A 20,708-nucleotide genomic window follows, 5' to 3' on the forward strand; every position below is an offset into this window, starting at 1 on the left:
GACTCGAAATGGCTGAAAAAAATATGCTATAATGAAATTGTTTGAATTATGTAGATTTCATTCAAACTAGGAAAATGAAAAGAGGACCTAAAATGGGAAAAAAGGTACATTATAAGCTTCACAAAGTTAAGAAGCAGTGGGTGACGATTGCCGTCACTTCGGCAGCACTTGCCTCTATCGTAGGTGGCGCTACAGTTGCCAATCAAAAGGTTTCAGCTGATGAAACAACTCAACCAGTTGCCTCTACGACAGCTGAAAGCGATGTTGTCGTCGAAACGCATGAAGTAGCCGCTCCTGCAGCAACTGCTACGACAGATGCGACAGCAACAACAACTGACAAGGCTGCTGATACTGCAACAGTCGAAACTCCTGCGGCAGCAACCACTGCAGCAGATACAACTACTAATACCGCAACACCAGCAACAACTGATCGTGCAGCAGTAGCAAATGGTGCGACAACAGAAACACCAGCTGCAGCAGCGACAGATACAACGCTTACAGTAGCTGAAAAACCAAAATCTGGTGTTACTGAAAAAGAAGAAACAGCAGCACTCTCTTTGGACAACATCAAACAAGTTGATGGTAAATACTATTATGTCAAAGAAGATGGTTCATACAAAACAAACTTTGCTGTTTCAGTTAATGGCCAGTTGCTTTACTTCGGTAAAGATGGTGCTTTGACAAGCACATCAACACACTCGTTCACACCAGGTACAACTAATCTAGTTGATGCTTTCTCTTCACATAATCGTGCTTACGATTCTAAGAAAGAAAGCTTCGAGTTGGTAGATGGATACTTGACACCAAACAGCTGGTATCGTCCAGTCACTATTTTGGAAAATGGTGAAAAATGGCGTGTATCAACTGAGAAAGACTTTCGTCCACTTTTGATGGCATGGTGGCCTGATGTAGATACACAAGTTGCCTACCTCAATACTTTCTCTAAACACTTTAACCTTAACGCAACTTATTCAACCAGCCAAAGTCAATCTGAATTGAATGCAGCTGCTAAGACAATTCAAATTAAGATTGAACAAGAAATTTCAGCTAAAAAATCAACTGAATGGCTTCGTCAAGCAATTGAGTCTTTTGTAAAAGAACAAGACCAGTGGAATACTACAACTGAAAACTATACCCTTGCTGACCACCTTCAAGGGGGAGCTCTTCTTTATGTCAATAATGACAAGACACCTTGGGCAAATTCTGATTACCGTTTGCTTAACCGTACACCAAGTAACCAAGATGGTTCTCTAAATGGTACAGGAAGATACTTGGGTGGTTATGAATTCCTACTTGCCAATGACGTTGATAACTCAAATCCAGTTGTGCAAGCTGAGCAGTTGAACCAAATTCACTATCTTGTGAACTGGGGATCAATTGTTATGGGTGATAAGGATGCTAACTTTGATGGTATCCGTGTTGATGCAGTTGACAATGTCGATGCTGACCTTCTCCAAGTTTATACAAACTACTTCCGAGCAGCCTTTGGTGTGGATAAATCTGAAGCCAATGCACTCGCTCACATTTCTATCCTTGAAGCTTGGGATTTAAATGATAATGCTTATAATCAAAAACATGATGGTGCAGCCCTTGCCATGGATAATAACCTTCGTTATGCAATTATGGGTGCACTTTATGGATCGGGCTCTTCATTGAAAGATTTGATTACTAGCAGTTTGACAGACCGTACAAATAATAGTAAGTATGGAGATACACAAGCTAACTATATCTTTGCACGTGCTCATGATAACCTTGTTCAAGATATCATTCGTGATATTGTTCAAAAAGAGATCAATCCAAAATCAGATGGTTATACCATGACTGATGCTGAATTGAAACGTGCCTTTGAAATCTATAATGAAGATATGAAGAAGGCAGAAAAACGTTATACTATTAACAATATTCCAGCTGCCTATGCTTTGATTCTTCAAAATATGGAGCAGGTAACTCGTGTTTATTATGGAGATCTCTATACGGATAACGGCCAATATATGGCTACCAAGTCTCCTTACTACGATGCTATCACAACGCTCTTGAAGAACCGTATGAAATATGTTTCAGGTGGACAATCGATGAAAGTCGACACGTTCAATGGAAAAGAAATCTTGTCATCTGTTCGTTACGGTAAAGATATTATGACTGCTGACCAAACTACGGGTGTAGCAGAAACAAGTAAACATTCTGGTATGTTGACACTTATTGCCAATAATCAGGATTTCTCACTGGGTGATGGTACTTTGAAAGTTAACATGGGTAAACTTCATGCTAACCAAGCCTACCGTCCATTACTTCTTGGTACTGATAAGGGAATTGTCACTTACGAAAATGATGCGGCAGCAGCTGGAAAAATTAAATACACTGATGCTGAAGGGAACTTGACTTTCAGTGGAGATGAAATCAAGGGGTATCGAACTGTTGATATGAGAGGTTATCTTGGTGTTTGGGTACCAGTAGGTGCGCCTGATAACCAAGATATCCGTGTTAAAGGTTCAGATAAGAAACTTGACAAGACATTTTCTGCTACTGAAGCATTGGACTCACAAGTTATCTATGAAGGTTTCTCAAACTTCCAAGATTTTGTTGAAAAAGATAGCCAATATACTAATAAATTGATTGCAGAAAATGCAGAACTCTTCAAGTCATGGGGAATCACATCATTCGAGATGGCTCCTCAATTTGTATCGGCTGATGACCGTACCTTCCTTGATTCTGTTATCCAAAATGGTTATGCCTTTACTGACCGATATGACCTTGCCATGAGCAAGAATAACAAATACGGTTCTAAAGAAGATCTTCGTGATGCACTTAAAGCCCTTCACAAGCAAGGTATTCAAGCAATTGCTGACTGGGTACCAGATCAACTTTACCAATTGCCAGGACAAGAAGTTGTAACAGCAACACGTGCTAATAGTTATGGTACTCCAAAGGCCAATGCTTATATCAATAACACTTTATATGTTGCAAATTCTAAATCATCAGGTAAGGACTTCCAAGCTCAATATGGTGGTGAGTTCCTTGATGAGCTCCAAAAGAAATATCCACAGTTGTTTGAAGATGTGATGATATCAACTGGTAAGAAGATTGATCCATCTGTTAAAATCAAGCAATGGTCTGCTAAGTACATGAATGGTACTAATATCCTTGGTCGTGGTAGTCGTTATGTTCTCAGTAACGATGCTACTGGTCGCTACTATCAAGTTACTGATAATGGCATCTTCTTGCCAAAACCTTTGACAGATCAAGGTGGTAAGACAGGTTTCTACTATGATGGTAAGGGTATGGCCTACTTTGATAATAGTGGTTTCCAAGCTAAGAATGCCTTCATTAAATATGCTGGAAATTACTATTACTTCGATAAAGAAGGTTATATGTTAACTGGTCGTCAAGATATCGATGGTAAGACTTATTTCTTCTTGCCAAACGGTATCCAGCTTCGTGATTCTATTTATCAACAGGATGGTAAATATTATTACTTTGGTAGCTTTGGTGAGCAGTACAAAGATGGTTACTTTGTATTCGATGTACCGAAAGAAGGTACTTCAGAAACAGAAGCTAAATTCCGTTATTTCTCATCAACTGGAGAAATGGCAGTTGGCTTGACTTATGCTGGTGGAGGATTACAATACTTTGATGAAAATGGCTTCCAAGCTAAAGGCACTAAGTATGTGACTCCAGATGGGAAACTCTACTTCTTCGATAAAAATTCAGGTAATGCCTATACAAATCGTTGGGCAGAAATCGATGGTATCTGGTATGAATTCAACGATCAAGGCTATGCACAAGCTAAGAAGGGTGAATTCTACACAACGGATGGCTCAACATGGTTCTACCGTGATGCAGCTGGTAAGAATGTGACAGGTGCCCTTACTTTGGACGGTCACGAATACTACTTCCATGCAAATGGTGCCCAAGTTAAAGGTGATTTTGTTACTGAAAACGGTAAGATCAGCTACTACACTGTAGATAACGGTTATAAAGTAAAAGACAAGTTCTTCGAAGTGAACGGTAAATGGTACCATGCTGATAAGGATGGTAACCTCGCCACAGGTCGTCAAACGATTGACCACCTTAACTATTACTTCAATGCTGATGGTAGCCAAGTTAAATCTGATTTCTTCACTCTTGATGGTGGTAAGACATGGTACTATGCCAAAGATAATGGTGAAATCGTGACAGGTGCCTATAGTGTTGGTGGTAAAAACTATTACTTCAAAGAAGATGGTAGTCAAGTCAAAGGTGACTTTGTTAAGAATGCTGACGGATCACTCTCTTACTATGATAAAGATTCAGGTGAGCGTCTCAATAACCGTTTCTTGACAACTGGTAACAATGTTTGGTACTACTTCAAAGACGGTAAGGCTGTAACAGGACGCCAAAATATCGATGGTAAAGAATATTACTTTGATAAATTGGGACGCCAAGTTAAAGGTAGCCCAATCAGCACACCAAAAGGAGTAGAATACTACGAATCAGTTCTTGGCGAACGTGTGACAAACACATGGATCACTTTCCAAGACGGTAAGACTGTCTTCTTCGATGAAAATGGTTATGCTGATTTCGATAAATAATCAATCAATCTAATCTTAATCTGAGAGATTAAGGGAAAAACGATATGATTTGACATGAATTTATAGGTGAAATTTCTTGAAAACGAGAATCGTTTAAAGAAATTTCACCTTTTTTTGCTCCTTAAAGAAAAAAATCTGACAAATATCAATTTTGAGTCAGAAAGGCTACAAATGTTATTAAATCAAGTGTTCTAGACATTTTCTAAAAAAATAGTTTCAGTTATCAAATGATATAAAAATGAGAATTGAAAACCTATGAAACAGGCTTATTACAAAAATTTTCTAATATTAATATTATGTTACATATATTTTATAAAAAAACAATTAATTCGAGAAATAGTTAGAAAATAATGATATAATGTAATTGTTTGAAATCGGATAGATTTCAGTCTGATTTTGACAAATAAAATCACGGGGAAAATTATAATGGAAAATAAGGTACACTATAAGCTTCATAAAGTTAAGAAGCAATGGGTTACAATTGCAGTTGCCTCTGCAGCACTTGCTACTGTCGTAGGAGGATTGTCTGCAACAACATCTTCAGTTTCAGCGGATGAAACTCAAGTTAAGACAGTAACTCAACCAAATTCAGATACAACAGCCGACTTAGTTACTTCTACAGAAGCAACCAAAGAAGTCGATAAACGTACAAATACAAAAGAAGCAGATGTTTTAACGCCTGCTAAAGAAACAAATGCTGCCGAAACAGCAACTACAACGAACACACAAGCAACAGCTGAAGCAGCTACAACAGCAACAACTGCTGATGTAGCAGTGGCAGCTGTTCCAAATAAAGAAGCAGTTGTGACAACAGATGCACCAGCTGTTACAACTGAAAAAGCAGAAGAACAGCCAGCTACCGTCAAGGCTGAAGTCGTCAATACAGAAGTTAAAGCTCCTCAAGCTGCTTTGAAAGATTCAGAAGTGGAAGCAGCACTTTCTTTGAAAAACATCAAATACACTGATGGTAAATATTACTATGTTAATGAAGATGGTTCACACAAAGAAAACTTTGCCATTACTGTAAATGGTCAATTGCTTTACTTCGGCAAAGATGGCGCCCTTACAAGTTCATCAACACACTCTTTCACACCTGGAACAACAAATATTGTTGATGGTTTCTCAATCAATAACCGTGCCTACGATTCATCTGAAGCAAGTTTTGAATTGATTAATGGTTATTTGACTGCTGATAGCTGGTACCGTCCAGTTTCTATCATCAAAGATGGTGTGACTTGGCAAGCATCAACTGCAGAAGATTTCCGTCCACTTTTGATGGCTTGGTGGCCAAATGTAGATACGCAAGTTAATTACTTGAACTACATGTCTAAAGTCTTCAACTTGGAGGCTAAGTACACAAGCACAGATAAGCAAGCAGACTTAAATCGTGCTGCTAAGGATATCCAAGTTAAGATTGAACAAAAGATTCAGGCTGAAAAATCAACACAATGGTTGCGTGAAACTATCTCTGCCTTTGTTAAGACACAACCACAGTGGGACAAAGAAACTGAAAACTATTCAAAAGGTGGAGGAGAGGATCACCTTCAAGGTGGAGCCCTTCTTTATGTGAATGACTCACGTACACCATGGGCAAATTCTAACTATCGTCTTTTGAACCGTACGGCTACTAACCAGACTGGTACGATTAATAAGTCAGTTCTTGATGAGCAGTCTGACCCAAACCACATGGGTGGCTTCGACTTCTTGCTTGCTAATGACGTAGACTTATCTAACCCAGTTGTTCAAGCGGAACAATTGAACCAAATTCACTACCTTATGAACTGGGGTTCAATTGTTATGGGTGACAAGGATGCTAACTTCGATGGTATCCGTGTCGATGCGGTAGATAATGTCAATGCTGACATGCTTCAACTCTACACAAACTATTTCCGTGAGTACTATGGTGTAAATAAATCTGAGGCGCAAGCTCTTGCTCATATCTCAGTTCTTGAAGCGTGGAGTCTTAACGACAACCATTACAATGACAAGACTGATGGTGCTGCGCTTGCCATGGAAAATAAACAACGTTTGGCCCTCCTTTTCTCATTGGCTAAACCAATTAAGGATCGTACACCAGCTGTAAGTCCTTTGTATAACAATACTTTCAATACGACTCAACGCGATTTTAAGACTGACTGGATTAACAAAGATGGAAGCACTGCCTACAACGAAGACGGTACAGCTAAACAGTCTACAATTGGTAAATACAATGAGAAATACGGAGACGCGTCAGGAAACTACGTCTTTATCCGTGCCCATGATAACAACGTTCAAGATATTATTGCTGAAATCATTAAGAAAGAAATCAATAAAAAATCAGATGGTTTCACTATCTCTGATTCTGAAATGAAGCAAGCATTTGAAATTTACAACAAAGACATGCTCAGCAGCAATAAGAAATATACCTTGAATAACATCCCTGCAGCTTATGCTGTAATGTTGCAGAACATGGAAACGATCACTCGTGTCTACTATGGAGACCTTTATACAGATGACGGTCACTATATGGAAACTAAATCACCATATCACGACACCATCGTTAACTTGATGAAGAACCGTATCAAGTATGTATCTGGTGGACAAGCGCAACGTTCTTACTGGTTGCCAACTGATGGTAAGATGGACAATTCAGATGTTGAACTTTACCGCACAAGTGAAGTCTACACTTCAGTACGTTATGGTAAAGACATCATGACAGCTGACGATACAGAAGGTTCTAAATACAGCCGTACCTCTGGTCAGGTAACTCTTGTAGTGAATAATCCAAAATTGACTTTGCATGAGTCAGCTAAACTTAATGTTGAAATGGGTAAAATCCATGCCAACCAGAAATACCGTGCTTTGATTGTTGGTACAGCTGATGGTATCAAGAACTTTACATCTGATGCAGAGGCAATCGCAGCAGGTTACGTGAAAGAAACAGACAGCAATGGTGTCTTGACTTTCGGCGCTAATGACATCAAGGGTTATGAAACATTTGATATGTCAGGTTTCGTAGCAGTTTGGGTTCCAGTCGGAGCTTCAGATGATCAAGATATCCGTGTAGCACCTTCAACAGAAGCTAAAAAAGAAGGCGAATTGACCCTTAAAGCGACTGAGGCTTATGATTCACAATTGATCTACGAAGGATTCTCAAACTTCCAAACTATCCCGGATGGTTCAGATCCTTCAGTCTATACTAACCGTAAGATTGCTGAAAATGTTGATTTGTTCAAATCATGGGGCGTAACATCATTTGAAATGGCACCACAATTTGTATCTGCCGATGACGGTACCTTCCTTGACTCAGTTATCCAAAATGGTTATGCCTTTGCAGATCGTTATGATCTTGCCATGAGTAAGAACAATAAATATGGTTCTAAAGAAGATCTTCGTGATGCTCTTAAAGCCCTTCACAAAGCGGGTATCCAAGCAATCGCTGACTGGGTTCCAGACCAAATTTACCAATTGCCAGGTAAAGAAGTCGTAACAGCGACTCGTACTGACGGTGCAGGACGTAAGATTGCAGATGCTATCATTGATCACTCACTTTATGTAGCTAACTCTAAGTCATCAGGTAGGGATTACCAAGCTCAATATGGTGGCGAATTCTTAGCTGAACTTAAAGCTAAGTACCCTAAAATGTTCACGGAAAACATGATCTCAACTGGTAAACCAATTGATGATTCTGTTAAATTGAAACAATGGAAGGCTAAATACTTCAACGGAACAAACGTTCTTGACCGCGGTGTTGGCTATGTACTTAGCGATGAAGCAACTGGTAAATATTTCACTGTCACTAAAGAAGGTAACTTCATTCCTCTTCAATTGACAGGAAATGAAAAGGCTGTTACTGGGTTCTCAAATGATGGTAAGGGAATCACTTACTTCGGTACAAGTGGTAATCAAGCTAAATCTGCCTTTGTTACTTTCAATGGAAATACCTATTACTTTGATGCACGTGGTCACATGGTTACAAATGGTGAATACTCACCAAATGGTAAAGATGTTTATCGTTTCTTGCCAAATGGTATCATGTTGAGCAATGCCTTCTATGTTGATGCTAACGGTAATACTTACCTTTATAACTATAAAGGTCAAATGTACAAGGGTGGTTACACTAAATTTGATGTAACTGAAACTGATAAAGATGGTAATGAATCTAAGGTTGTGAAATTCCGTTACTTCACTAATGAAGGTGTCATGGCTAAAGGTCTTACTGTTATCGATGGTTCCACACAATACTTTGGTGAAGATGGTTTCCAAACTAAAGATAAGTTAGCAACCTATAAAGGTAAGACTTATTACTTCGAAGCTCATACTGGTAATGCTATCAAGAACACTTGGAGGAACATCGATGGTAAATGGTACCACTTCGATGAAAATGGTGTTGCCGCTACAGGTGCTCAAGTTATCAATGGTCAAAAACTTTACTTTAATGAAGATGGAAGTCAAGTTAAAGGTGGCGTTGTTAAGAATGCAGATGGTACTTATAGTAAGTACAAAGAAGGTTCTGGAGAGCTAGTGACTAACGAATTCTTCACAACTGATGGCAATGTTTGGTACTATGCAGGCGCTAATGGTAAGACTGTTACAGGTGCTCAAGTTATCAATGGACAACACCTCTACTTTAATGCAGACGGAAGCCAAGTTAAGGGTGGTATTGTTAAGAATGCAGATGGTACTTATAGCAAGTATGATGCTGCAACAGGTGAACGCTTGACTAATGAGTTCTTCACAACAGGAGACAACAATTGGTACTATATCGGTGCTAATGGTAAGTCAGTGACTGGTGAAGTTAAAATTGGTGACGATACTTATTACTTTGCTAAAGATGGTAAACAAGTAAAAGGGCAAACAGTAAGTGCTGGCAATGGTCGAATCAGCTATTACTATGGTGATAGTGGTAAGAGAGCTGTTAGCACATGGGTAGAAATTCAACCAGGAGTTTACGTTTACTTTGATAAGAATGGTCTTGCTTACCCACCTAGAGTGCTAAACTAATTGATTTAAAAAGGAGAACTTCGGTTCTCTTTTTCTACCATTTGCCAAGTCTATCAAGGCTTTAAGTAAAAAAAGAGATAAGATAGTGGCTATTCTGAGGTTACTGTCTTATTTTTAACACTTTTTGATCCATAAATGGGCATGCTAAAAAAACACCTCATCTGGTATTTTTTGAAACAAGGTGTTACCATAATACGGCATAGACAGCCTTATCGATTTTGGGTCAAAGAGTAATCGTAAAGTTTGTTATGCGTAATGAGGTAATACATTGTTCGAATGAGACGATGTATAGAGGAAATCGTATGTGGCTTAGTTGAAGCTATTGTCGATTGTCTGTTTCGTTTCTCATAGAAATCTGCGATATGACAAGGATTGGTATGGCTAGCTGAAGCGATATTGCGAATAGATTTGTACAGAATTTTTCTTGCACAAGGATTCCCACGCTTAGTAATATGCTCTTGACCTAGGAAATCTCCCGACTCATAGTGTTTGAGATCAATACCGATAAAAGCGTTGATTTGATTAGCAGACGTAAAGCGACGAATGTCTCCTAATTCGCCAATAACGCTTGTACCCGTTGTCTCTGCGATGCCAGGAATAGAGAGAAGAATCACATATTCAGGTAGAGGTTTAGCTAACTCTATCAACTGTTCTAAAACTTGTTCTCGACGGCTTGTCAACCTTATAAGTTTCTGTGCATTATACTTAACCTCTTCTATTATAGGAGAGGTTTTTGAAATGGCAGAATAAGATTGCTTTACCAGTCCAACTAGCTTCTCAGCCAAGTTACCTACTCTGTTCTCTGAAATGCGTTTAGAGGTTGACTGGCGAATAGTCTCTTTCAACTCAACTTCCGATAATTCCAGCACCTAATGCTTTGTTGGGAAGATGGACACGAGATTCTAATATTGCTCACCTGCAGGAGTAGATAGTAGAATCTCGATTTCTGGGAAGGCGACTTGAAGAACTTTGTGCAGCCTATTCTTCGTCCTTACGATATCCTCTGTCAGATTTTGGTAGAACCGGCTAAGATCATGCAAGTTTTGATAGACTTTTTCTTGAACATAAATTGGCTTACGGTTTAAAACGAATTGTGACGAAGCTAGTTTCCCTGCGTCAATTTTATCGGTTTTCCGGACTCGTAAGCTGTCAAGTTGCTTTTTAGCTTCCAAAGGATTAAGACGTGTATAGTCATAGCTGTTTTCTTCTAGAAAAGCCTGAAGTCGACAAGAGTAGACACCATTAGCTTCGAAAATAATTTCGGGGTTTCTCACGGTCTTTAGTCCTTCAGTAGACGAGAAAATCCGATAATGTCATTAGACATAGTATAGCCATGAACCCTTTCACCATTCACAAGAATAGCGACTTCTGAGCTTGCTTTACTCACATCAATTCCAAAAACTGTCCGCATTATGTTTACCTCTTTGTCTTGAATGATTCCTTATTTTAGTGATTTCATTTTCAATACTCGACGTCTAGCGTCCAACATACTTTGATAAAATTCCATCTAAAACAGGTGTCTTGCCAGTTTTTTTACGGCGTCTAGCGCCAAAAGAAGCCACGACTTCACAAGACACCTCTACTTTAACACAAAGAAAAAGTAGTGAGTACTCACTCCCGTCGGAGATTTCTTCACTACTAATCTTAGTATGTTTTCTACAGGCGGCAGGTCTAGTTGATGACCATGAGAATGATTGTGAATGGAAAAGCGGAAGTTAGTGAGTGCAGCGTTTAATTATCTGAGAATAGAGAAAAAGCTGAGAAACTCATCTCAGCTTTTTATACATACTATTAAATTTGTTAAAGTGAAGTCAAAAAAGTGAGTCCACCCAAAATCACACCAGCTGAGTTTGGAATAATTAGTATCCAATCTTTCTTGGGTTCTTTTGTCCATCCATAAAGAACCCAAATTAAACAAGATACTGCTGCGGATAAAGGCTGGAATGGTTGAGCTTTGTTGCCTTGTAAATTGGCAAAAATTTGTGGGATGTAGGCGATAAATACAATAATCCCGATAAAGGCCCCAATGGAACCGACAATTTGATTTATTTTTTGTTTAGTCATATATACCTCCAATTGTAGAGTATCAAAATGATTGAAAATAGGCAAGGAATATGGTCATTTGTTGTTATTTTCTGTACAAAATAGAATAAAATGTTTATATCTATATTTTGCAGAGGATAGTATACAATATGTTCTGTAAACACAAAAAGGAATAAATCCGTTATAGTAGAGTTGCGAAACATTACTAGAAAGAGATTTATTCCTATGACTCAGTTTAGCACAGAACTACTTAACTTCTTAGCCCAAAAGCAAGATATTGATGAATTTTTCCGTACTTCTCTTGAAACGGCGATGAATGATCCGCTTCAAGCAGAATTGTCAGCCCTTTTAGGGTATGAGCCTTACGATAAAGTAGGCTATAATTCTGGTAATAGTCGTAATGGAAACTTTAGTCCAGCTTTGATCCCCTCTTATGGACGTCGAGATGACCACTTGGAAGAGATGGTTATCAAACTCTATCAAACCAGCGTAACGACTCGAGAAATTAGCGACATCATCGAGCGAATGGATGGTCATCACTATAGTCCTGCCACAATTTCTAATATCTCAAAAACAACTCAGGAGAATGTCTCTGCTTTTCATGAGAGAAGCTTAGAAGCCAATTACTCTGTTTTATTTCTTGATGGAACCTATCTTCCATTAAGACGTGGAGCCGTTAATAAAGAATGTATTCATATCGCACTTGGCATTACACCAGAAGGACAGAAGGTTGTTCTTGGATATGAAATCGCCCCAAATGAAAACAATGATTCATGGTCCACCCTGTTAGATAAGCTTCAAAAACAAGGCATTCAACAGGTTTCTCATGTAGCGACCGATTGCTTCAAGGGGCTTGAGCAGATGATCAGTCAGGCTTACCCATTAGCTAAACAACAACGTTGCTTAATTCATATTAGTCGAAATCTAGCTAGTAAAGTGAAACGAGCAGATAGAGCGGTTATTTTGAAGCAATTTAAAACGATTTATCGTACTGAAAATTTAGAAATAGCAGTCCTAGCTTTGGAGGACTTTATCGCTGAATGGAAACCAAAGTATAGGAAAGTCATGGAAAGTCTGGAGAATACGGATAATCTTTTAACTTTTTATCAGTTTCCCTACCAGATTTGGCACAGCATTTATTCGACAAACCTCATTGAGTCTCTTAACAAAGAAATCAAACGTCAAACGAGGCTGGGACAATAGTCCTAGCCTCTTAATTGTCTTTGGATTGTCGAGCAAGACGCAGTGGTTGAGTGGGCTCTACTACGCTGATTTCATCAGTTTTTACAGCCCTACTCAACTGTGCGGAGGTGTGACGACGAAATCGACTTCTAACGAATTACCGATTTCTGTCCCACTCTCCTAACGAGGAGGCTCTGGAACGTTATTTAGTTACTTTGTTTGAAAATTATAATTTCAAGCAAAGTCAACGTATCCACAAAGGGTTTGGCCAATGTGCTGACACACTTGAAAGCTTATTTGATTAACATTCTTCAACTCTACTTGAGTGTTTACACAAAATTATTGACAGTATCCAATTCGATTACATGACAATTATTTAATCTTTCATTAAGATAGTAAAAAACTCGTTAAAATAAGATTTATCAAGTTTTTTTGGCGCTAAAAAATGATATAATGAATGAGTCTTTAAGGTGTAGATTTTTAGACAAAAAATATATTGGGGAAAAATTGAATATGGAAAATAAAGTACGCTATAAACTGCACAAAGTGAAGAAGCAATGGGTTACTTTAGCGGTTGCTTCAGTAGCCTTGGCTACCATTGTTGGTGCTAGTGTTACCACGTCTTCACTTGTTTCGGCAGAAGAAATAAATAATACTAATGGATCACCTTCAACAACTACAGTCGGGGAAAATACAAATCCTGTGGTTGAAAAAGAGGTAGGCACAACAACAGAGGTGGCAAATACTTCAAATGCCACAACAACAGACCGAGCAGCAGTTACTGCTGATAAACCAGCTGAAACGACAGTTCAACCAAATTCAGGAGCAACTAGTGATAGAGCTGCAGCAGTAGAGGTTGAAGCCAAACCTGAAACGACTGCTAAGCCAGAAGTAGCCGCTAAACCAGAAACAGCTACAACATCTGAAGTAGCTGCAAATGCTGGAGTAGCCGCTCCAACGACTGAGAAGTCTAAAGAGCTTTCTGAAGCTGAAATTAAAGCTGCAGTCTCACTCGATAATATTAAAAAAGAAAAAGATGGTAAATATTACTATCTTTTAGAAGATGGATCACATAAGAAAAACTTTGCCATTACTGTAAATGGTCAGGTCCTTTATTTTGATGAGAATGGTGTCCTTTCAAGCACATCAACTTATTCATTCACACAAGAAACAACAAATCTTGTCACTGATTTTACTAAAAACAATGCTGCTTACGATTCAACAAAAGCAAGCTTTGAACTTGTTGATGGTTATTTGACAGCTGATAGTTGGTACCGTCCAAAAGAAATCCTTGAAGCAGGAACAACTTGGAAAGCGTCAACTGAAAAAGATTTTCGCCCACTTTTGATGTCTTGGTGGCCTGATAAGGATACTCAAGTAGCTTACTTGAACTACATGACTAAGGCTCTTAGCAATGGTGAAGAAACAAAAGATGTCTTTACGATTGAAAATTCTCAAGCTAGCTTGAATGCCGCTGCTCAAATCATTCAACGTAAGATTGAGGTTAAGATTGCTGCTAATAAGTCAACAGACTGGTTGCGTCAGTCAATCGAGGCCTTTGTTAAAGACCAAGATAAATGGGACATTAACTCTGAATCTCCAGGTAAAGAACACTTCCAAAAAGGGGCTCTCCTCTTTGTTAATAGTGATTTAACGAAGTGGGCTAACTCAGACTACCGTAAACTTGACCAAACGGCAACAAGTCGTTTGGCAAACGATAAGATCAAGAGTGGTAGTGATGCTGGTTATGAGTTCTTGCTATCAAGCGATATCGACAACTCAAACCCAATTGTGCAAGCTGAAATGCTTAACCAATTGTATTACTTCATGAACTGGGGACAAATCGTCTTTGGTGACAAGGACAAAGATGCTCACTTTGATGGTATCCGTGTTGATGCTGTGGACAATGTCAGCATCGATATGCTTCAATTAGTGTCTTCATACATGAAGGCTGCTTACAAGGTCAATGAGTCTGAAGCACGTGCCCTTGCTAATATCTCAATTCTTGAAGCTTGGTCTCAAAACGACCCATATTATGTGGACGAACATAATACAGCTGCCCTTTCTATGGATAATGGTCTCCGTTTGTCTATTGTTCATGGATTGACTCGTCCAGTAACTAATAAAGGTACAGGTGCTCGTAATGCATCAATGAAGGACCTTATTAACGGTGGTTATTTCGGTCTTTCAAACCGTGCGGAAGTTACATCATATGATCAACTTGGTTTTGCAACCTATCTCTTTGTTCGTGCACACGACTCAGAAGTTCAAACGGTTATCGCAGACATTATCAGCAAAAAAATTGATCCTACAACAGATGGATTTACTTTTACATTAGATCAATTGAAACAAGCTTTTGACATTTATAATGCTGATATGTTGAAAGTGGATAAGGAATATACGCATTCAAATATTCCTGGAGCTTATGCTTTGATGCTTCAAACAATGGGTGCAGCAACACGTGTTTATTATGGAGACTTGTATACTGATAATGGTCAGTACATGGCTAAGAAATCACCATACTTTGATCAAATCACAACTCTTCTTAAAGCGCGTCCTAAATATGTAGCTGGTGGACAAACATCTTATATCCACAATCTTGCTGGAGATGGCGTATCGTCTGCTAAAGACAATAAAGAAGTTTTGGTTTCTGTCCGTTATGGTCAAGATTTGATGTCTAAGACTGATACAGAAGGTGGAAAATACGGTCGTAATTCTGGTATGTTGACCCTCATTGCTAATAACCCAGATTTGAAATTAGCAGATGGTGAAACAATTACTGTAAATATGGGTGCAGCCCACAAGAACCAAGCCTACCGTCCACTCTTGCTTGGTACGGATAAAGGTATCGTGTCCTCATTGAATGATTCAGATACTAAGATTGTTAAATACACAGATGCACAAGGAAATCTTGTCTTCACAGCTGATGAAATCAAAGGCTTTAAGACTGTTGATATGAGTGGTTACCTTTCAGTTTGGGTACCAGTAGGTGCGACTGACGATCAAAACGTTCTTGCCAAACCATCAACAAAAGCCTACAAAGAAGGGGATAAGGTTTATAGCTCTTCTGCAGCACTTGAAGCACAAGTGATTTACGAAGGTTTCTCAAACTTCCAAGACTTTGTCAAAGAGGATAGTCAATATACTAACAAATTGATTGCAGCTAACGCAGACCTCTTCAAGTCATGGGGTATTACGTCATTTGAGATTGCACCTCAATATGTCTCATCTAAGGATGGCACTTTCCTTGATTCTATTATTGAAAATGGTTATGCCTTCACAGACCGTTACGACTTTGCCATGAGCAAAAACAATAAATATGGTTCAAAAGAAGATCTTCGTGATGCCCTCAAGGCTCTTCACAAACAAGGTATTCAAGTCATTGCTGACTGGGTTCCAGACCAATTGTATACTCTCCCAGGTAAAGAAGTAGTGACAGCTACTCGTACAGATACGCATGGTAAGGTGCTTGATGATACTAGCTTGGTTAATAAGCTCTATGTGACAAATACCAAGTCATCAGGAAATGATTTCCAAGCACAGTATGGTGGGGCCTTCCTCGACAAACTTCAAAAACTTTATCCAGAAATCTTCAAAGAAGTTATGGAAGCGTCAGGTAAGACAATTGATCCATCTGTGAAGATTAAACAATGGGAAGCTAAGTACTTTAACGGTACAAACATCCAAAAACGTGGTTCAGACTACGTTCTCAGCGATGGTAAATTGTACTTCACCGTTAACGATAAAGGTACCTTCCTTCCAGCTGCCTTGACTGGTGATACAAAAGCTAAAACTGGATTTGCTTATGATGGTACAGGGGTAACTTATTATACAACATCTGGTACTCAAGCTAAGAGTCAATTTGTGACATATAATGGCAAACAGTACTACTTTAACGATAAGGGTTACCTTGTAACTGGTGAACAAGCTATCGACGGTTCAAACTATTTCTTCTTGCCAAATGGTGTTATGTTTACTGATGGTGTTATTAAAAATGCCAAAGGTCAATCATTGGTTTATGGTAAGTCAGGTAAATTGACGACTCAAACTGGTTGGAAAGAAGTTACTGTTAAAGATGATAGTGGTAAGGAAGAGAAATTCTACCAATACTTCTTCAAAGGTGGCATCATGGCTACTGGTTTGACTGAAGTAGAAGGTAAGGAAAAATACTTCTATGACAATGGTTACCAAGCTAAAGGCATCTTCATTCCTACAAAAGACGGCCACTTGATGTTCTTCTGTGGCGATTCAGGTGAACGTAAGTACTCAGGCTTCTTTGAACAAGATGGTAACTGGTACTACGCTAATGATAAGGGCTATGTTGCCACTGGATTTACTAAGGTAGGTAAACAAAACCTTTACTTCAATGAAAAAGGTGTTCAAGTTAAGAATCGCTTCTTCCAAGTTGGTGATGCCACTTACTATGCAAATAACGAAGGTGATGTTCTTCGTGGTGCGCAAACCATCAATGGTGACGAGCTCTACTTTGATGAGTCAGGTAAACAAGTTAAAGGTGAGTTTGTGAACAATCCTGATGGTACGACTTCATACTACGATGCCATTACAGGTGTGAAACTTGTGGATACATCACTAGTAGTTAATGGTCAAACCTTTAATATCGATGCTAAGGGTGTTGTGACTAAGGCACATACACCAGGCTTCTATACTACTGGGGACAACAACTGGTTCTATGCAGACTCACATGGACGTAATGTCACAGGTGCTCAGGTCATCAATGGTCAACACCTCTACTTTGATGCAAATGGTCGTCAAGTTAAGGGTGGCTTCGTAACGAACACTGACGGTAGTCGTTCATTCTACCATTGGAATACTGGTGATAAATTGGTATCAACCTTCTTCACTACCGGTCATGATAGATGGTATTATGCTGATGATAAGGGAAATGTCGTTACAGGAGCTCAAGTGATTAACGGTCAAAAACTCTTCTTTGCTACTGATGGTAAACAGGTTAAAGGTGACTTTGCAACAAATGCGAATGGCAGCCGTTCATACTACCATGGAGCTACTGGTAATAAGTTAGTCTCAACCTTCTTCACTACTGGAGACAACAACTGGTACTATGCTGATGCCAAAGGTGAACTTGTTGTTGGCGAACAGACGATCAACGGCCAAAACCTTTACTTTGACCAAACTGGTAAGCAAGTGAAAGGTGCAACAGCTGCGAATCCTGATGGCTCAATCTCTTACTATGATGTTCATACAGGGGAAAAGGCTATTAATCGTTGGGTTAAAATTCCTTCAGGGCAATGGGTATACTTTAACGCTCAAGGAAAAGGCTACGTGTCAAATTAAGATTAATGAATGAAAGAAGTCAATCACTTTTTGTGGTTGCTTTTTTCGTAAAAAATTGTCAAACTTTTATACATTCAGGTCATTTGTCTGGCCAAAAAGTGGTATAATAACTCTTGCTAAATCTTTATTTTGGAGTACACATGGCTAAGTCAAAAAATACTATTGAAAGTCGGATAGATTACTCGATTCTCTTGCCAGTCCTTATTCTACTACTGGTTGGTCTGGTCTCGGTATTTATCGCGACAAATTTTGATTACCCAAAGAATCTTGTGCAAGTCATGTCTCAGCAAGTACTATGGATTTTTCTAGGTTCAGTACTTGCTTTTGTTGTCATGTTATTTAATACAGAGTTTCTTTGGAAGGCAACCCCCTGGCTCTATATTTTTGGCCTGGGACTTATGGTTCTACCTCTCGTTTTCTATTCACCTGCTTTGGTTGCCTCGACAGGGGCAAAAAACTGGGTCAGCATTGGATCAGTCACCCTTTTCCAACCATCAGAATTTATGAAGATATCCTACATCCTTTTTCTTTCGAGAATAGGTGTTTGGGCTAAACAAGGAAAGGAAGTAACTGAACTTCAAGATGACTGGTTGCTACTTTTCCAATATGTAGCGGTCACGCTTCCTGTCCTAGGTTTACTGGTTCTTCAAGGTGATATGGGGACAGCCTTAGTCTTCCTCGCTATTTTAGCAGGTATAATAGTTGTTTCGGGGATATCCTGGCGTATTATCTTGCCGGTAGTTCTAGCTTTTGCAGTGGGATTAGGCTTGTTTGTAATGGTATTTACCACAGATTGGGGTAAGGAAGCTATGCTCAAGATGGGGGTACAAACCTACCAGATTAACCGTATCTCAGCTTGGTTGGATCCTTTCACTTATGCAGATGGTATCGCCTTTCAACAGACACAGGGGATGATTTCGATTGGTACTGGAGGAATCTATGGTAAAGGCTTTAATCATCTGGAGTTGAACGTACCGGTTCGTGAGAGTGACATGATTTTCACAGTTATTGCGGAAGACTTTGGTTTGGTAGGTGGTGGATTGGTTCTTCTAACCTATCTCTTCCTTATTTATCGCATGTTGCGGGTGACATTCAGGTCTAACAATCGTTTCTATACCTTTATTTCGACAGGTTTTATCATGATGATTGTCTTCCATATTTTTGAAAATATTGGGGCAGCAGTGGGAATTCTTCCTTTGACAGGTATTCCTTTGCCCTTTATTTCTCAAGGGGGGTCATCACTCATCTCTAACTTGATTGGTGTTGGTTTGGTGCTTTCAATGGCTTATCAAACCAACCTCAACGAGGAAAATAAAATTCTCCTGGCTATGTCTCGTCGTATGCGTACGTCTGGAACTAGTCAAGTGAAACCTGTTTCTAAGAGCAAGTCTAAGAAAAATAAGCCTTCGAAGAGTGTTACTAAGGCCTCTCAAGAATTGGTCAAGGCTAAAGATAAGGTTGATAAGGCCACTGAGAAAATGCGTCAAACCATTTCTCAAAATACGCCAAGCATTCATCAAGGCAAGCGTCGTAAGGGTTCGAAAAAGAAACCGACACGTAAACATTAAGAGAAAACAAGTTGGTTAATCCAACTTGTTTTTCTTTGAGATAAATTGCAAGAATAAGTGCAACATTTACTCGAACTCATCCTCTAGAGCTTCACAAGCAGTTCTGTAAGCTAAACATTTTCGCGGTCTGTGATTGATATCATATAAGGCTTTGTTCAAAGCCTCCTCAGAGATAGCGGCTAAATCTGTTTTCTTTGGGAAATATTCTCTTAGTAAGCCATTTGCGTTTTCATTGCTTCCTCTCTGCCAGGATGAATAGGCGTCCGCAAAGAAAAAGGAAGTTCCTAAGTTCTCTACCAGAGGATAGCAGGCAAACTCTTTTCCCCTGTCTGAAGTGAAGGTTTTAAGAGCCTCTTTTGGAAATAGCTTACAAAGTTGTTTGATGGCTAAAAACATGGATTTGGCTGTTCTGTCTGGTATCTTGAAAGCTAAGTAAAAGCGCGTTTTTCGCTCCAGAAAGGTCGCTAAACAGCCCCTGCTTTTGCCTCTGGAAGACACCACAGTATCAAGCTCCCAGTGGCCAAAAGTCTCACGATTCCTGACCTCTTTAGGACGTTTGGCAATTGATGTGCCAATCCTAAATGTCCCACGTGTTTCTTTGGGTTGTCGAGTCTTTCCTTTACGACGCAGGACGCTTAAATCCAGATCAATCAAACCGGCGTAGAGCCAGTTATAGATGGTTTTAAAAGCTACCATTGGCTTTTGTTCAAGCTGATAGCGGCCACAAATCTGTTCAGGCGACCAGGAGGATTTTAAACCGTCCTCAATTTCCTTTTTCAACTCTGGTGTCAAACAAGACTTCCGACCTTTTTGTTTAGCCCTGTGGTCGTACTGTTCCTGTGCTAAGGCTGCGGAATAGCCATTTTGGCATCGTCTTAACTCTCTTGAGATGGTGGATCTATGTACGCCAAGTTTGTTGGCAATTTGGCAAGGTTTCAAACCTAATTCCAAATAGGCTTCTATCTTTATTCGCTCGGTTATGGTAAGATGGGAGTAGCTCATAGTGTTTCCTCGGGTTCTGTTTGTGTGGTTACTTACAGTTTACACCAAT

At 39.3% G+C, this 20,708-nt stretch carries 5 protein-coding genes and 5 pseudogenes; 7 read left to right on the plus strand and 3 right to left on the minus strand.

Translation table 11 applies throughout. The annotated features are described in order from the left end of the window. Positions 1-92: 92 nt before the first annotated feature. Together BSR19_RS04495 and BSR19_RS04500 are read left to right on the plus strand one after the other, a co-directional pair. Complete coding sequence (locus BSR19_RS04495; protein WP_156246644.1) at positions 93-4,568, plus strand: glycoside hydrolase family 70 protein; 4,476 nt, start codon at positions 93-95, stop codon at positions 4,566-4,568. Between the two features lie 426 nt (positions 4,569-4,994). Beyond that, positions 4,995-9,551, plus strand: coding sequence for a glycoside hydrolase family 70 protein (locus tag BSR19_RS04500; RefSeq protein WP_156246645.1), 4,557 nt, complete (start codon positions 4,995-4,997; stop codon positions 9,549-9,551). A gap of 209 nt (positions 9,552-9,760) precedes the next feature. Here the strand turns inward: BSR19_RS04500 and BSR19_RS04505 are convergent. After that, positions 9,761-10,962, minus strand: a pseudogene (locus tag BSR19_RS04505) (IS110 family RNA-guided transposase). 242 nt (positions 10,963-11,204) lie between these two features. Here BSR19_RS04505 and BSR19_RS11860 point away from each other — a divergent pair. Beyond that, positions 11,205-11,270 (plus strand): annotated as a pseudogene (locus BSR19_RS11860) (DNA-3-methyladenine glycosylase I); the annotation flags it as partial. 81 nt (positions 11,271-11,351) lie between these two features. Here BSR19_RS11860 and BSR19_RS04510 read toward each other — a convergent pair. Continuing rightward, entirely contained in the window at positions 11,352-11,615 is a 264-nt protein-coding gene (locus BSR19_RS04510) for a SemiSWEET family transporter (protein ID WP_037599404.1), read from the minus strand. 255 nt (positions 11,616-11,870) lie between these two features. Between BSR19_RS04510 and BSR19_RS04515 the strand changes: the two are divergent. The 4 genes and pseudogenes from BSR19_RS04515 to BSR19_RS04530 all read left to right on the plus strand — a co-directional run. Continuing rightward, positions 11,871-12,786 (plus strand): annotated as a pseudogene (locus BSR19_RS04515) (IS256 family transposase); the annotation flags it as partial. Positions 12,787-12,942: 156 nt separating this feature from the next. Next, positions 12,943-13,081: pseudogene (locus tag BSR19_RS04520) on the plus strand (IS256 family transposase); the annotation flags it as partial. Between the two features lie 208 nt (positions 13,082-13,289). Beyond that, a complete protein-coding gene (locus BSR19_RS04525; protein WP_060972383.1) occupies positions 13,290-18,089 on the plus strand; it encodes a glycoside hydrolase family 70 protein in 4,800 nt (1,599 codons plus the stop codon). Between the two features lie 140 nt (positions 18,090-18,229). Further along, positions 18,230-19,399: pseudogene (locus BSR19_RS04530) on the plus strand (FtsW/RodA/SpoVE family cell cycle protein); the annotation flags it as partial. A gap of 324 nt (positions 19,400-19,723) precedes the next feature. Here BSR19_RS04530 and BSR19_RS04535 read toward each other — a convergent pair. Then, positions 19,724-20,659, minus strand: a complete 936-nt coding sequence (locus BSR19_RS04535; RefSeq protein WP_156246646.1) for an IS30 family transposase — start codon at positions 20,657-20,659, stop codon at positions 19,724-19,726. Positions 20,660-20,708: the final 49 nt, after the last annotated feature.

Source organism: Streptococcus salivarius, assembly GCF_009738225.1.
GTDB lineage: Bacteria > Bacillota > Bacilli > Lactobacillales > Streptococcaceae > Streptococcus.

Bases quoted from the DNA above. Each gene is read 5' to 3' on its own strand.
- BSR19_RS04500 (WP_156246645.1), top strand. From the start codon at position 4,995: ATGGAAAATAAGGTACACTATAAGCTTCATAAAGTTAAGAAGCAATGG.
- BSR19_RS04510 (WP_037599404.1), bottom strand. From the start codon at position 11,615: ATGACTAAACAAAAAATAAATCAAATTGTCGGTTCCATTGGGGCCTTT.
- BSR19_RS04525 (WP_060972383.1), top strand. From the start codon at position 13,290: ATGGAAAATAAAGTACGCTATAAACTGCACAAAGTGAAGAAGCAATGG.
- BSR19_RS04535 (WP_156246646.1), bottom strand. From the start codon at position 20,659: ATGAGCTACTCCCATCTTACCATAACCGAGCGAATAAAGATAGAAGCC.
- BSR19_RS04495 (WP_156246644.1), top strand. From the start codon at position 93: ATGGGAAAAAAGGTACATTATAAGCTTCACAAAGTTAAGAAGCAGTGG.